The 13,833-nt window shown below is 61.5% G+C and carries 13 protein-coding genes and 1 riboswitch; of the genes, 8 read left to right on the plus strand and 5 right to left on the minus strand.

The window, feature by feature from the left end; translation table 11 throughout:
* Positions 1–11: 11 nt before the first annotated feature.
* From ACYP2Q_RS13465 to ACYP2Q_RS13475, 3 genes are all read right to left on the minus strand, one after another.
* Positions 12–824 (minus strand): aldo/keto reductase, encoded by an 813-nt coding sequence (locus ACYP2Q_RS13465; RefSeq protein WP_459730908.1) that lies wholly within the window; start codon positions 822–824, stop codon positions 12–14.
* Positions 821–1,996 (minus strand): NAD(P)/FAD-dependent oxidoreductase, encoded by a 1,176-nt coding sequence (locus ACYP2Q_RS13470; protein WP_459730909.1) that lies wholly within the window; start codon positions 1,994–1,996, stop codon positions 821–823. The genes ACYP2Q_RS13465 and ACYP2Q_RS13470 overlap by 4 nt, the downstream gene beginning before the upstream one ends.
* Before the next feature lie 163 nt (positions 1,997–2,159).
* Positions 2,160–2,492, minus strand: coding sequence for a DMT family transporter (locus tag ACYP2Q_RS13475; protein ID WP_008004867.1), 333 nt, complete (start codon positions 2,490–2,492; stop codon positions 2,160–2,162).
* A gap of 103 nt (positions 2,493–2,595) precedes the next feature.
* Between ACYP2Q_RS13475 and ACYP2Q_RS13480 the strand changes: the two genes are divergently transcribed.
* On the plus strand, positions 2,596–3,510 hold the full coding sequence (locus ACYP2Q_RS13480; protein WP_447801822.1) for a LysR family transcriptional regulator: 915 nt from the start codon (positions 2,596–2,598) through the stop codon (positions 3,508–3,510).
* Positions 3,503–4,780 carry a lipid IV(A) 3-deoxy-D-manno-octulosonic acid transferase gene (gene waaA, locus ACYP2Q_RS13485; protein ID WP_459730910.1) on the plus strand — a complete coding sequence of 426 codons (1,278 nt, stop codon included), beginning with the start codon at positions 3,503–3,505 and terminating at the stop codon, positions 4,778–4,780. The genes ACYP2Q_RS13480 and waaA overlap by 8 nt, the downstream gene beginning before the upstream one ends.
* A 78-nt stretch (positions 4,781–4,858) precedes the next feature.
* Here waaA and ACYP2Q_RS13490 read toward each other — a convergent pair whose 3' ends face one another.
* The gene (locus ACYP2Q_RS13490; RefSeq protein WP_459730911.1) at positions 4,859–6,292 is read right to left on the minus strand and encodes a TolC family outer membrane protein; all 1,434 of its coding nucleotides are present in this window, start codon (positions 6,290–6,292) and stop codon (positions 4,859–4,861) included.
* A 205-nt stretch (positions 6,293–6,497) separates the two neighbouring features.
* Positions 6,498–6,603: riboswitch (TPP riboswitch) on the plus strand.
* Between the two features lie 163 nt (positions 6,604–6,766).
* On the opposite strand from ACYP2Q_RS13490, the gene thiC reads away from it, so the two are divergent.
* Both thiC and cytX read left to right on the plus strand, forming a co-directional pair.
* A complete protein-coding gene (thiC, locus tag ACYP2Q_RS13495) occupies positions 6,767–8,656 on the plus strand; it encodes a phosphomethylpyrimidine synthase ThiC (RefSeq protein WP_459730912.1) in 1,890 nt (629 codons plus the stop codon).
* 151 nt (positions 8,657–8,807) lie between these two features.
* Entirely contained in the window at positions 8,808–10,100 is a 1,293-nt protein-coding gene (gene cytX / locus ACYP2Q_RS13500; RefSeq protein WP_459730913.1) for a putative hydroxymethylpyrimidine transporter CytX, read from the plus strand.
* Here cytX and ACYP2Q_RS13505 read toward each other — a convergent pair.
* On the minus strand, positions 10,069–10,815 hold the full coding sequence (locus ACYP2Q_RS13505) for an RsiV family protein (protein ID WP_323608915.1): 747 nt from the start codon (positions 10,813–10,815) through the stop codon (positions 10,069–10,071). The genes cytX and ACYP2Q_RS13505 overlap by 32 nt on opposite strands.
* Positions 10,816–11,022: 207 nt before the next feature.
* Between ACYP2Q_RS13505 and ACYP2Q_RS13510 the strand changes: the two genes are divergently transcribed.
* From ACYP2Q_RS13510 to ACYP2Q_RS13525, 4 genes are all read left to right on the plus strand, one after another.
* A complete protein-coding gene (locus ACYP2Q_RS13510; protein ID WP_459730914.1) occupies positions 11,023–11,640 on the plus strand; it encodes an NUDIX domain-containing protein in 618 nt (205 codons plus the stop codon).
* Positions 11,631–12,083 (plus strand): DUF1249 domain-containing protein, encoded by a 453-nt coding sequence (locus ACYP2Q_RS13515; RefSeq protein ID WP_008063540.1) that lies wholly within the window; start codon positions 11,631–11,633, stop codon positions 12,081–12,083. The genes ACYP2Q_RS13510 and ACYP2Q_RS13515 overlap by 10 nt, the downstream gene beginning before the upstream one ends.
* Before the next feature lie 103 nt (positions 12,084–12,186).
* The gene (cpdA, locus tag ACYP2Q_RS13520) at positions 12,187–13,002 is read left to right on the plus strand and encodes a 3',5'-cyclic-AMP phosphodiesterase (protein WP_459730916.1); all 816 of its coding nucleotides are present in this window, start codon (positions 12,187–12,189) and stop codon (positions 13,000–13,002) included.
* A gap of 180 nt (positions 13,003–13,182) precedes the next feature.
* Complete coding sequence (locus ACYP2Q_RS13525; RefSeq protein WP_459730917.1) at positions 13,183–13,791, plus strand: YqiA/YcfP family alpha/beta fold hydrolase; 609 nt, start codon at positions 13,183–13,185, stop codon at positions 13,789–13,791.
* Positions 13,792–13,833 lie beyond the last annotated feature (42 nt).

Raw genomic sequence — 13,833 nt, forward strand, 5'->3', positions numbered from 1 at the left:
GTGAGGCGGCATCAGTTGCTACGTAGGACCTGGGCAACGGTCGCCACGTTATGGGCGAGGTGCAGCGGATTGATCGTTCCGACAATAGCACTGGCCACACCGGGATGTTCGAACAACAACTCGAAACTGGCGCGCACCGGGTCCACGCCTGGACTCAGGCACACATGACCGCTGGCGAGGGCTTTTTTGACCAGAATGGCCTTGCCGTGAGCAGCAGCATAGTCAATGACCGCCTTTTCGCTTTGCTCGTTCAGATTGTAGGTGACCATGGCGCAATCACCTTGCTCCAGCGCCTTCAAGCCGCCTTCGACGGTTTTGCCAGAAAAGCCGAAGCCGCGAATCTTGCCTTCGGCCTTGAGCGCGGCAAGCGTTGCATAGACTTCGCAGTCGTTGAGGATCGCCAGGTCGTTGCCGTCAGAGTGCACCAGCACCAGGTCGATAAAATCAGTTTCAAGACGTCGCAGGCTGCGCTCCACCGAGAGGCGGGTGTGCGCGGCACTGAAATCGTGGCGGGACAGCCCGTCGGCGAACTCTTCGCCGACCTTGCTGACGATCACCCAATCCTGACGCTGGCCCCGCAGCAGCGGGCCGAGGCGCTCTTCGCTGCGACCATAGGCCGGCGCAGTGTCGATCAGGTTGATGCCCATATCACGCGCGAGTTTGAGCAGCATGCGCGCTTCGTCATCATCGGGGATCTTGAACCCGCTAGGGTACTTCACCCCTTGATCGCGGCCGAGTTTTACCGTGCCCAGGCCCAGTGGCGATACCGTCAGGCCAGTGCTGCCCAAGGGGCGGTGAAGGTCGTGCAAAGTTGGTTGGCTCATGGCAGCAGTTGCTCCCAGGCCGGGACGCCCATTGGCGGTTTTGGCAGCGGCGGCAACGCGCTGGCCGGACCTGGTTGAATGCCATCGCGCGCAAGGCTGGCGATCACCCGGTCGGCGAAGTCCGGCGCCAGTGCCAGTTTGGTTGGCCAGCCCACCACCAGGCGACCTTCCTCGGCAACAAAAGCATTGTCGGGACGGGTCAGCCCCGATTGCAATGGCTCCGCGCGGTCAACGCGCAAGGTTGCCCATTGCACGGTGCTGAGGTCGATCCATGGCAATAACTGGCCAAGTTCTTTCTGCGCAGTAGCGATCTGTTCGGCGGGCTCTCGGGCCACGCCCTCGGCTTCGGCGATATCGCCGCCCAGGTACCAGACCCACTGACCATCGGCCGCCGGGTGCGTGGTCACGGTAATGCGTGGTTTGGTTCCGCCGCCCAGGCAATGGGCGTACAGCGGTTTGAGGCTTGGGCCTTTGGCGATGATCATGTGCAGCGGGCGCCGTTGCATGGCGGGCTGAGTCAGCCCCAATGCTTCGAGCAACGCCGCCGTTCCGCCACCGGCGCTCAAGACGATGCGTTGGGCGCGAATCTCGCGTTCGTCGACCTTCAGGCCGACCAGCACACCACCCTCCAGCAGCGGCTCGATCTTCTGACCGGCGAGCAGGCCGTCACCCGCGAGGTCAGCCAGGCGCTGGATCAGGCTCGGTACATCGATCACCAGTTCCGCCAAGCGATAGACCTTGCCCTTGAAGCGCTTGTCTTGCAGGGCGGGAGGCAGTTGGTCGCCCTTGACTTGATCGACGCGACCGCGCACGGCTTTGCTGGCGAAGAAGCTGGTGAGGTTGCCGGCGATCGTCCCCGGGGACCAGAGGTAGTGAGCCTCGGACAGCAGGCGCACGCCCGACAGGTCGAGTTCGCCATTCCCGTCCAGGGCTTCACGCCAGCGCCGCGGCATGTCGGCGATGGCTTCCGAAGCGCCGGTCAGGGCGCCATGCAGTGCGTACTTGGCGCCGCCATGGATGATGCCCTGGGACTTCACACTCTGCCCGCCGCCGAGGCTGGCGCTTTCCACCAGCACGGTCGAAAAACCCTGGCGGCGCAGGCGCGCGTTCAGCCAGAGGCCGGCGACACCGGCGCCGACAATGAGAACGTCGGTGGAAATAACGGATGGCATGCGGCGACCTCAGTGTTCAAGACGAGGGCGCAGTATACAAGGCATCTTCAGGATACAGGTGACCCTGTAGGAGCCGGCTTGCTGCGGGCGGCGTTCCGACGATAGCGGTGTATCAGGCACACCGCGTTGGCCGGATCGCCAGCAAGCCGGCTCCTACAGAGTGTTAATGCCCCGCGGTCTTGGAGAACAGCTGAATCACCACGACCCCCAACACAATCAACGCCATCCCCAGCATCGCCGGCACATCCAGCTTCTGCCCGTAGATGAACAGCGCCGCGACGCTGACCATCACGATGCCCATGCCGGCCCACACCGCGTAAGCCACGCCCACCGGCACGCTGCGCACTACCAGGGTCAGCATCCAGAAGGCGATGCCGTAGCCGACGATCACCAGCAGCAGCGGCAACGGGGTGCTGAAGCCTTTGACCGCTTTCATCGAAACAGTGGCAATCACTTCGGCGCAGATGGCAATGGCCAGGTAATAGTAAGCGGTCATGGGTCAATCCTCGTATGAAGTGTTGCTTGCTGAGTTCGGCATTCTAGAGATTCTCCAGATGCGGTAAAGTCATTACCTATCTGTTATGAAGATGGGTTTGCCGATGCAATGGAACCTTGAACAACTGCGCCTGTTTGTCGGAGTGGCAGAGCAACGTTCGTTTTCTGCCGTGGCGCGGGACCAGCGCAAGGCCCAGTCCGCAGTCAGCAGTGCGATTGCGCTGTTGGAGGAAGATCTGGGCGTGAGCCTGTTCGACCGCAGCAGCGGCCGCCAGCCGAAACTCACCGAGGCCGGCAACGCGTTGCTGGAAGAGGCGCGGGAAGTGCTGCGCCAATGCGAGCGCCTCAATGGCCGGGCGCTGGCAATGATGCGCGGCCAGGAGGCTCGCCTGCGTCTGGCCCAGGACGAGGCGATGCCATACCAGCCGATCATCGAAAGCTTTGAGGCCCTGGCGGAAAAATTTCCCAGCATTGAAGTGCAACTGACCAGTGCTGCCCAAGGCGATGTGGCACGCAAACTGGTGGAACGTCGGGCCGATCTGGGTTTGCTGTTTTACCACGATCAAATTCCTGAGGCCCTTGAGCGGCGGGTGCTGGGCAGTGTCGAGATGGTCACGGTGTGCGGTGTGGGGCATCCGTTGGCGGCAAAGACTGAAGTGAACTGCCAGGAACTGGCGCAGCATCGCCAGCTGTTGATGTCCACCCAGTCCAGCGTCTACCCCGGCAGCGAGCCGGCCAGCCCGCAGGTCTGGCGGGCCGACAGTTTTTACGTGATGGCCGAATGGCTGGTGCGCGGCCTCGGCTGGGCCTGGCTGCCACGGCACGTGGTGCAGTACCCGGCGTATCAGGATTTGATGGTCGAACTGGTCAGCGAATGGACTCCTCCTGCCCTGGTGGTGGAACTGGTCTGGCGCCGTGACGAGCCACTTGGCCCCGCCGCTCGCTGGCTGGCGGAGCGTTTTGCCGTGCATCTGCAGGCGATCGGCGAAAAAACCGATAAACTCCGCCGCCATGAATAGAACTCTCTATACCGCGCTGTTTTACCTGGGGCTGCCATTGGTGGCGATTCGTCTGTGGCTGCGCTCGCGCAAGGCGCCGGCCTATGCCAAGCGCATCGGCGAGCGTTTCTCCTACGCGATGCCGACGATGAAACCCGGAGGAATCTGGGTGCACGCGGTGTCTGTGGGTGAAAGCATCGCTGCCGCGCCGATGATTCGCGCCTTGCTGCAACGTTATCCACAGCTGCCGATCACCGTGACCTGCATGACCCCCACCGGTTCGGAGCGCATCCAGGCATTGTTCGCCAACGAACCGCGCATCCAGCACTGTTATCTGCCGTACGACTTGCCGTGCGCCGCCAGGCGATTTCTTGATCGGGTCCAGCCGACACTGGCGGTGATCATGGAAACCGAGCTCTGGCCCAACCATATTCATCAATGCGCCAAGCGCGGGATTCCCGTGGCGCTGGCTAATGCGCGCCTGTCCGAGCGTTCGGCCAGGGGCTATGGCCGCTTCGGTAAACTGACCGGGCCGATGCTGGCCGAGATGAGCCTGTTTGCGGTGCAGACCGAAGCCGAGGCCCAGCGTTTTCGTGAGTTGGGTGCGCGGGCGGAAACCGTCGAAGTCACCGGTTCGATCAAGTTCGACCTGGCCATCGACCCGAAACTGTTACAGCGCGCCGCCGAGTTGCGCGGGTTATGGCAGGCGCAGGATCGCCCGGTATGGATCGCCGCCAGTACCCATGATGGTGAAGACGAGGTGGTCCTGGCGGCCCATCGCAAGTTGCTCGCCAGCCATCCCGATGCCTTGCTGATTCTGGTGCCGCGCCATCCTGAGCGTTTCAATCCGGTATTCGACTTGTGCCGCCAGCAGGGTTTTGCCACGGTGCGGCGCTCCAGCGCAGAGGCGGTCACCGCCGCCACTTCGGTGCTGTTGGGTGACACCATGGGCGAGTTGCTGTTTCTCTATGCCTTGGCAGACAGCGCGTTCGTCGGCGGTAGCCTGGTGCCTAATGGCGGGCATAACCTGCTTGAGCCGGCGGCGTTGGCCAAGCCGGTGCTCAGTGGACCGCACCTGTTCAACTTCCTTGAAATCGCCGCGCAGTTGCGCAGTGCCGGGGCGTTGCAGGAGGTTGAGGATGCCGAAGGGCTGGCGGTGGCAGTGCAGCGCTTGTTCGAATTGCCGCGCGATGCGCAGCGGATGTCGCAGGCGGGGTTGCAAGTGATGCGGGCCAATCAGGGCGCGTTACAGCGTTTGCTGGATGGACTAGGCCGGTTAATTGACCGCTGACTTGTAGGAGCCCGGCTTGCCGGCGATGGCGTCTTTGAAACCGCCATCGCCGGCAAGCCGGCTCCTACAGGATCTGTGTCAGGGCCTGGCTTTGAGCTGTTCAGCCGCGGCTTTCGCCAGATCCGGCGGCAGGAAGTCCTTGTCCGGGTTGTAGTTGGGATTGAGCCAACGTGCCAGATCCTGCAAATCCCCCGGGTTCAAGGTACCGGCCTGCTGCTTCAAACGCAGGTTGTCGAGGATGTAGTCGTAGCGGGTGTTGTTGTAGTCACGCACCGAGGTGTAGAGCGAGCGTTGCGCATCCAGCACGTCGACGATGTTTCGCGTGCCCACCTGATAACCGATTTCGGTCGCTTCCACCGCACTCTGGTTGGAAATGATCGACTGCTTGCGCGCCTGAACCTGCTCGACATCGGTATTCACCGCGCGGTGCAGGTCGCGGGTGTTTTCGACGATTTGCCGGCGCAGGGATTCGCGTTGCTGCTCGGTCTGGTCAAGTTGCGCATAGGATTGGCGCACCTGGGAATTGATCAGGCCGCCGCTGTAGATCGGGATGTTCAGTTGCAGGCCTACAGTCGTTTGCTCGACGTTGCCGCCATACGCCTGTGGGAGGTTGTTCGGGTTGCTGAACCCCAGCGCATCGTTGTCACCTTTTTCATATTGCGCCACGGCGTCGAGGGTCGGGGCATGTCCGGCCTTGCGCTGCTTGAGGGTTTGCTCGGCGGCGCTGACGGCGTAGTTGCTGGCCAGCAGGTTGAGGTTCTGCCTGGCCGCCGTTTCGACCCAGGCCTTGGCGTCGTTGGGCGCGGGCGGCAGGATCGGCAGGTTGTGGCTGATGCCCTGGATCGACTTGTACTGACGGTTGGTCAGGGTGATCAGGGCTTCGAAGGCATCATCTACCTGGCGCTGGGCAACGATGCGGTTGGCGCGTGCCGTGTCGTAGCTGGCTTGCGAGTTCAGCACGTCGGTCTTGTCCGAGAGGCCGACATCGAAACGCTCGTTGGACTGGTCGAGTTGACGCTTGAACGCGGCTTCCTCGGCCTTGGTCGAGGCCAGGTTATCCTGGCTGCGCAGCACGTTGAAGTAACTGTCGGCCGTCTGCAGGATCAGGTTCTGCTGGGTCGCGGAGAGTTGCAGCGCAGCCTGTTCGTTGACGTCCTTGGCGGCCTGGAACTGGAACCAGCGGTCGGCGCGAAACAGCGGTTGCGCCAGGGTCGCCTGGTACGAATGGGCATTGCGGTTGGTCGTGGCCGAAGGCTGGTCGATCGCCGTGCGCACGCTGGCAACATCGGCGCCGCCCGACAGGTTGGGCAGCAACCCGGCGCGGGCCTGGGGTACGACTTCCTTCTGGGCGCCATATTGGGCGATGGCGGCGGCGAGGTCGGCGTTGTTGTTCACTGCTTCCTGGTAGACGCTGACCAGGTCGGTCCTGGTCGATAAGGGCGCTTCTGCTGCCCAGGCCATTCCATTGGACGCACAAGACACGGCAAGGGCCAGTGAGAGTTTGCGCAGCATAGGCGTTCCCTAGTAAAAATATTACACAAGTAATTTGAGCGCCAAGGCTAAGGCGCTGCCTGTGCAACGTCAATGCGCAGCTTGGCGTAGCGAGTGTAGTTGTGCATTCGAGCGGCAACAATCCTGACGATCCCGGTAATTGCGCCATTCATCACGGTGTTTGCAACGGTGTTGGCGTTCTTTGCCAGTTGTGTCTAGACTGGCCGGGTTCTTGTCGGGGTGCCTTGCTATGAGGCTGAGATCGAATAATTTCGGATCCCGTTGAACCTGATCAGGTTAGCGCCTGCGTAGGGAACAAGATTTCTCGTCACCCGGCGAGTCCTCTTGTGCTTCGTCCGGGATGTTGTTCGACAATCGAACACCCCTCGAGCACTGAGCACAGCACAGCTGGTTTTCCAGCGCCCGTGCGTCCATTCGTTTGCAGGTTCGCTCCGACAAAATTCCACTGCCTGGATGCTGTCTGGAGAGCCCGTGATGACTACAAAAGCAAAAATCGCCACCAACCTGAGTGACTCGGCCAAGGTCGATCAACAATCGGTGCAGCCGTTTACCCGCTCGCAAAAAATCCATGTCCAGGGCACTCGCCCGGACATCCTCGTGCCGATGCGCGAAATCAGCCTCGACGTGACGCCGACCGACTTCGGCGGCGAGGTCAACGCACCGGTCGTGGTCTATGACACATCCGGCCCGTACACCGACCCCAACGTCATCATCGACGTGCGCAAAGGCCTGGCCGATGTGCGCTCACCGTGGATCGAATCCCGTGGCGACACCGAACGCCTGAGCGGCCTGAGCTCCAACTTCGGCCAGGAACGCCTCGCCGATCCGGAACTGACCAAGCTGCGTTTTGCCCACGTGAACAACCCGCGCCGCGCCAAGCCGGGTGCCAACGTCAGCCAGATGCACTACGCGCGCCAGGGCATCATCACCGCCGAGATGGAATACGTCGCCATCCGCGAAAACATGAAGCTGGAAGTGGCTCGTGCTGCCGGCCTGCTGGACCAGCAACACGCCGGTCACAGCTTCGGCGCCAGCGTGCCGAAAATCATCACCCCCGAATTCGTCCGTGACGAAATCGCCCGTGGCCGCGCGATCATTCCGGCCAACATCAACCACACCGAACTGGAACCGATGATCATCGGCCGTAACTTCCTGGTGAAGATCAACGGCAACATCGGCAACAGCGCCCTGGGTTCGTCCATCGAAGAAGAAGTGGCGAAACTGACCTGGGGCATTCGCTGGGGTTCGGACACTGTCATGGACCTGTCCACCGGTAAGCACATCCATGAAACCCGTGAGTGGATCATCCGCAACTCGCCGGTACCGATCGGTACGGTGCCGATCTACCAGGCCCTGGAAAAAGTCGGCGGCGTGGCCGAAGACCTGACCTGGGAGCTGTTCCGCGACACGCTGATCGAGCAGGCCGAGCAGGGCGTCGATTACTTCACCATCCACGCCGGTGTGTTGCTGCGCTACGTGCCGATGACCGCCAAGCGCGTGACCGGCATCGTCTCCCGTGGCGGTTCGATCATGGCCAAGTGGTGCCTGGCGCACCACAAGGAAAACTTCCTCTACACCCATTTCGAAGACATCTGCGAAATCATGAAGGCCTACGACGTCAGCTTCTCGCTGGGCGATGGCCTGCGTCCGGGCTCGATTGCCGACGCCAACGACGAAGCGCAGTTCGGCGAACTGGAAACCCTCGGCGAGTTGACCAAGATTGCCTGGAAGCACGACGTGCAGTGCATGATCGAAGGCCCGGGCCACGTGCCGATGCAGTTGATCAAAGAGAACATGGACAAGCAGCTGGAATGCTGCGACGAGGCGCCGTTCTACACCCTCGGCCCGCTGACCACCGACATTGCGCCGGGCTACGACCACATCACCTCCGGCATCGGTGCGGCGATGATCGGTTGGTTCGGTTGCGCCATGCTCTGCTACGTCACGCCCAAGGAGCACCTGGGCTTGCCGAACAAGGATGACGTCAAGACCGGCATCATCACCTACAAGATCGCTGCCCACGCCGCCGATCTGGCCAAGGGGCATCCGGGCGCTCAGATCCGCGACAATGCCTTGAGCAAGGCACGCTTCGAATTCCGTTGGGAAGACCAGTTCAACCTGGGCCTTGATCCGGACACCGCACGTTCGTATCACGATGAGACATTGCCGAAGGATTCGGCCAAGGTCGCGCACTTCTGCTCGATGTGCGGGCCAAAATTCTGCTCGATGAAAATCACCCAGGAAGTCCGCGAGTATGCGGCCAACCAACGGATCGAGGCGGTCGACGTGGAGGTCGCCCAGGGCATGGCCGAACAGGCCGAGCGCTTCAAGCAGGAAGGCAGTCAGCTGTACCAGAAAGTTTGATCTGACCTGAAAGGGTGGGGCCTGCACAGGCCCCATCGCCAGCAGGCTGGCTCCCACATTGGATCTGTGAGTTGCACAAGTCCCCTGTGGGAGCCAGCCTGCTGGCGATAGCGATCGACACTACAACAAATGTCCCTCTGAGATAACACCCTTGAGCATTCAACCGAGTACTTATTCCCCCGACATCGCGGTGCCGACCGACAAGCGTGTGTTCGGCGGCCGTGATCTGTTTTCCCTGTGGTTCTCCCTCGGCATCGGCCTTATGGTCCTGCAGACCGGCGCATTGCTCGCGCCAGGCCTGGGCCTGTCCGGCTCGTTGCTGGCGATTTTCCTCGGCACGCTGGTCGGCGTCCTGCTGTTGGCCGCTGTCGGCGTGATCGGCAGTGACACCGGCCTGTCGTCGATGGCTGCACTCAAGCTCAGCCTCGGGAAACGTGGCGCAAGCCTGCCGGCGGTGCTGAACCTGCTGCAACTGATCGGTTGGGGCTCGTTCGAAATCATCGTCATGCGCGATGCCGCCAGTCTGTTGGGTGCCAAGGCCTTCAGCGATGGCAGCGTGCTGTCCAATCCAGTGCTGTGGACCCTGTTTTTCGGTGCACTGGCGACCCTGTTGGCCGTCAGCGGTCCATTGACCTTCGTGCGTCAGATCCTGCGCAAATGGGGCATCTGGCTGCTGCTGGCCGCGTGCATCTGGCTGACCTGGAACCTGTTCGCCAAAGCCGATCTGGCCGCGTTGTGGGCGCAGGCCGGTGACGGTTCGATGCCGTTCGCCGTGGGCTTCGACATCGCTATCGCGATGCCGCTGTCGTGGCTGCCACTGATTGCCGACTACTCGCGTTTCGGCAAGCGTGCGAAGAATGTCTTCGGCGGTACGGCGATCGGTTTCTTTATTGGTAATTTCTGGCTGATGAGCCTGGGCGTAGCCTACACCCTGGCGTTCGCGCCGAGTGGTGAAGTCAATGCCTTGCTGCTGGCATTGGCGGGCGCAGGCCTGGGCATTCCGCTGCTGCTGATCCTGCTCGATGAGTCGGAAAACGCCTTTGCCGACATTCACTCGGCAGCCGTTTCCAGCGGGATCCTGTTGCGCCTGAAAGTCGAGCACCTGGCCTTGGCCATCGGCGTGGTCTGCACCCTGGTCGCCTTGCTGGCGCCACTGGCCCAGTATCAGAACTTCCTGCTGTTGATCGGTTCGGTGTTTGCGCCGCTGTTCGGCGTGGTGCTGGTGGATCACTTCATCCTGCGCAAACGCAGTGGCCAAGTGGCGTCAGCCGCATTGCGTTGGCCGGCGCTGCTTGCCTGGTTGGGCGGGGTGAGCACCTATCACTTGCTGGCTAATCTGTATCCGGACATCGGCGCAACCCTGCCGGCGTTGATCCTGGCAGGGCTGCTGCAGCTGGTGCTGGGCCGGGCCTTCAGTTACGGCCGGGAAACAGCTCGGGCTTGATGATGCCGTTAAGGCGAGGGTAGGGGATCTTCAGTTCGACATGGCCCAGCGCGTAAGGCGCGATGCTGCTGGTTTCGTACTTGAGGATCACCCCGCCGTAGGTCAGCGCCACGTTCTGGGTTTTCTGGAACGGCCAGCTCTTGACGAACTCCGGTTCCTGATCGAGCTTGGTGCTGATCAACCAGCTGTTGTGCGCCACCTGCGCGGCTTTCCAGAACGCCTCTTCCTGCCCGGGTACCAGCATGTCCGAGAGCGTCAGCACTTTATGCTGCTGACGCGAATAGTTGATGAAACCCCGACCCGGCGTGCCATGGGCGCCGCCTGTGTCCAGGTAGCTGGACAACTCGATGATCACCAAGCCGTCATGCTGCTCACGTACCTTGGCCTGCAGGTAAATGCTGTTGCGCGGGCCTGCGGTGCGCAAAAACTGTTCGCGATAGGCCGCCAGGGTCGGTGCCACCGGGGCATCGGGCGAGGTGCGGGTCATTTGCAGCAGGCGTTTTTCGATGATGCCGTCCAGTTCAGGCTCGGCGGGGAAGTGCAGGGTGTCGATGTTCACCAGCGGACAGTCCTGGTCCGTACAGCCTGGCTTGAGTTGCTCGGTGGCGTCGCGGGTGGTTTCCAGCGGCGCGCGATAATTGGGCTGGAACAGGCTCTGGCAAGCGCCCAGGGTCAGGGCGAGAGCGGCCACGGAGGCAATTTTAAAAAGCGACATGGGCGTCCTTCATAAAACAGGGAAAGGCAAAAAGTTACCCGCTTCGACTATCAACGGAGCAGTCAGTTCGCCACTAAGCTAATTAGAGTGGGTTTCGCCCTCACCGTCCATCTCGATGAAGGTAAAGGGGCTGCATCAAACCTCACGGGCGCGTTAGGATGGCGCGAAGTCGAGGTTGGAGCCTCGGTGTTAGATACGAGGATTGTCATGACTGATTTTGCCAAAGCCATTCCGACCGCCGTGGATATCGTTCGGCGCGAAAAGTGCTTCGAGGGTTTCTACAAGCTCGATCGCGTGCACTTGCGCCACGAATTGTTCGCCGGCGGCATGAGCCGCGAGATCAGCCGTGAACTGTTCGTGCGCCACGATGCGGTGTGCGTGCTGCCCTACGATCCGCAGCGCGACGAAGTGGTGCTGATCGAGCAGTTTCGCGTCGGCGCCCTGGGCAAGACCGGCAATCCGTGGCTGATCGAACTGGTCGCTGGTCTGATCGACAAGGATGAGCAACCGGAAGAAGTTGCTCACCGCGAAGCGCAGGAGGAAGCTGGGCTTGTCATCGGGGCACTATGGCCGATGACCCAATATTTTCCATCGCCGGGCGGCAGCAACGAATTCGTGCATTTGTACCTGGGACGTTGCGATAGTAGTGGGGTAGGCGGCCTGCATGGGCTGGAGGAAGAGGCTGAAGATATTCGCGTCACGGTGTGGGCGTTCGAGGATGCCCTGCAAGCCGTACGCGACGGACGTATTGCCAACGCGGCCAGCATCATTGCCTTGCAATGGCTGGCACTTAATCGCGTTGAAGTGAGGGGGCTATGGTCGTAAACAAGCTGCGCGATCGCTATCGGGTGGACCTCGTGGGGCTGCAGGCGTCCTGCGAGGCGAATTACGCGCGCCTGATGCGACTGTTGCCGGACATGCGCAGCGAGCCGGCAGCACGGCGTATCGCCGTGACCCATGGCGACCAGATGCTCGGCGTGCTGGCGCTGGAGGTGCTGCAGGTCTGTCCCTATACCACTACCCTGCAGGTGCGCCAGGAACACAGCCTGCCCTGGCTACCGGTGCCGCAACTGGAAGTGCAGGTCTATCACGACGCGTGCATGGCCGAAGTGGTCAGCGCCGAACATGCGCGACGCTTTCGCGGCATCTATCCTTACCCGAACGCCTCGATGCATCAGCCCGACGAAAAGGCCCAGCTGAACATGTTCCTGGGCGAGTGGTTGAGCCATTGCCTGGCGTTGGGGCACGAGTACGAAGTGGTCCGTTAGCGATCTTGTGAACAGCGTCAGGTTCGCGGATTCCCCTTTTCGATCATCCCCCAGCATAATTGCGTCATTATCCAATCCCGCGATCACGCCCTGGGAGAACGCCTTGCCGAGCGTATCCAACTTGACCACCGCCGATCCGGCGTTGCTGGTGCAACTCTCCGACAGTCATCTGTTTGCCGAGGCGGACGGCTCGCTGCTGGGCATGAATACCCGTGACAGCCTGCAGAAGGTCATCGAGTTGGTGCGCGAGCAGCAGCCTCGGATCGATCTGATCCTGGCCACCGGCGATCTTTCTCAGGACGGTACGCTGGCGTCCTATCAGCAGTTTCGCGAATTGACCCGACAGCTCGACGCGCCGGCGCGCTGGATTCCCGGCAATCACGACGAACCACGGATCATGGCCGGGGCGGCGGTGCAAAGTGCCTTGCTGGAACCGGTGGTGGATACCGGCAATTGGCGGGTCACCCTGCTCGATTCGGCAGTGCCGGGCTCGGTGCCCGGGTATTTGCAGGATGACCAGCTGCAATTGCTCGCCCGGTCGTTGAGCGAAGCGCCTGAGCGGCACCATCTGGTGTGCCTGCACCATCACCCGGTATCGATCGGCTGTGCGTGGATGGAGCCGATCGGGCTGCGCAATCCCGAAGCGTTTTTTGACGTTCTGGATCGTTTTCCACAGGTACGTGCCGTGCTGTGGGGGCATGTGCATCAGGAAATCGATCAATTGCGTAAAGGCGTGCGTCTGATCGCCTCGCCGTCGACGTGCATCCAGTTCGAGCCAGGCAGCGAAGACTTCAAGGTCGGGGAGCAGGCGCCGGGGTATCGGTGGTTGCGGCTGTTGCCGGATGGGCGGCTGGAAACGGGTGTGGAGCGGCTCACCGGATTCGATTTTCAGGTCGATTACGGCTCCGACGGCTACTGACACGCCCGCCTTCACTGCAGGAGCGAGCACGCTCGCGAAAAACGCAATGACGACACTGGAAATCAGGCAGCCAGCGTTATCGTTGACGACCATCGCGAGCATGCTCGCTCCTACAGGTGCATCCAACATCTGCGTCTCCCTGTAAACTCCGCCTCTTTGCCCGACGCTCAGGGAGTTCAAATGTCCGGCTCGATCCTTTATATCCACGGTTTCAACAGCGCGCCTGCGTCGAAAAAGGCCACTCAGTTGAGCGAAGTGATGGAACGCCTGGGCTTGAGCGACCATTTGCGTGTGCCGGCCCTGCATCACCATCCCCGCGAGGCCATCGGTCAGCTGGAGCAGGCGATTGAGGCGCTCGGACGGCCACTGCTGGTCGGCAGCTCGCTCGGCGGCTACTATGCGACTCACCTGGCCGAGCGCCATGGCTTGAAAGCCCTGTTGATCAACCCTGCCGTCAGTCCCCACCGGATGTTCGACGGATTCCTGGGTACACAGAAAAACCTGTATACCGACGAGACCTGGGAAATGACCCACGACCATGTGACGGCCCTCGCCGAGCTGGAAGTGCCGGCCCCCCAGGACCCGGACCGCTATCAGGTATGGTTGCAGACCGGTGACGAAACGCTGGACTATCGCCTCGCACAGCAGTATTACCGGGCCTGTGCCTTGCGCATCCAGGCCGGTGGCGACCATGGTTTCCAGGGTTTTGCCGCGCAGCTTCCGGCAATGCTGAGTTTTGCCGGCATTGGCGCAGATTTGTATCAGGCGATTGATTTCACCGCGCTGTGAAACCTTGCCCCTATTTTCAATGAAAGACTGACGACGAGACCC

This window comes from Pseudomonas sp. MHK4 (genome assembly GCF_054600775.1).

Bases quoted from the DNA above. Each gene is read 5' to 3' on its own strand.
- ACYP2Q_RS13465 (WP_459730908.1), bottom strand. From the start codon at position 824: ATGAGCCAACCAACTTTGCACGACCTTCACCGCCCCTTGGGCAGCACT.
- ACYP2Q_RS13470 (WP_459730909.1), bottom strand. From the start codon at position 1,996: ATGCCATCCGTTATTTCCACCGACGTTCTCATTGTCGGCGCCGGTGTC.
- ACYP2Q_RS13475 (WP_008004867.1), bottom strand. From the start codon at position 2,492: ATGACCGCTTACTATTACCTGGCCATTGCCATCTGCGCCGAAGTGATT.
- ACYP2Q_RS13480 (WP_447801822.1), top strand. From the start codon at position 2,596: ATGCAATGGAACCTTGAACAACTGCGCCTGTTTGTCGGAGTGGCAGAG.
- waaA (WP_459730910.1), top strand. From the start codon at position 3,503: ATGAATAGAACTCTCTATACCGCGCTGTTTTACCTGGGGCTGCCATTG.
- ACYP2Q_RS13490 (WP_459730911.1), bottom strand. From the start codon at position 6,292: ATGCTGCGCAAACTCTCACTGGCCCTTGCCGTGTCTTGTGCGTCCAAT.
- thiC (WP_459730912.1), top strand. From the start codon at position 6,767: ATGACTACAAAAGCAAAAATCGCCACCAACCTGAGTGACTCGGCCAAG.
- ACYP2Q_RS13505 (WP_323608915.1), bottom strand. From the start codon at position 10,815: ATGTCGCTTTTTAAAATTGCCTCCGTGGCCGCTCTCGCCCTGACCCTG.
- ACYP2Q_RS13510 (WP_459730914.1), top strand. From the start codon at position 11,023: ATGACTGATTTTGCCAAAGCCATTCCGACCGCCGTGGATATCGTTCGG.
- ACYP2Q_RS13515 (WP_008063540.1), top strand. From the start codon at position 11,631: ATGGTCGTAAACAAGCTGCGCGATCGCTATCGGGTGGACCTCGTGGGG.
- ACYP2Q_RS13525 (WP_459730917.1), top strand. From the start codon at position 13,183: ATGTCCGGCTCGATCCTTTATATCCACGGTTTCAACAGCGCGCCTGCG.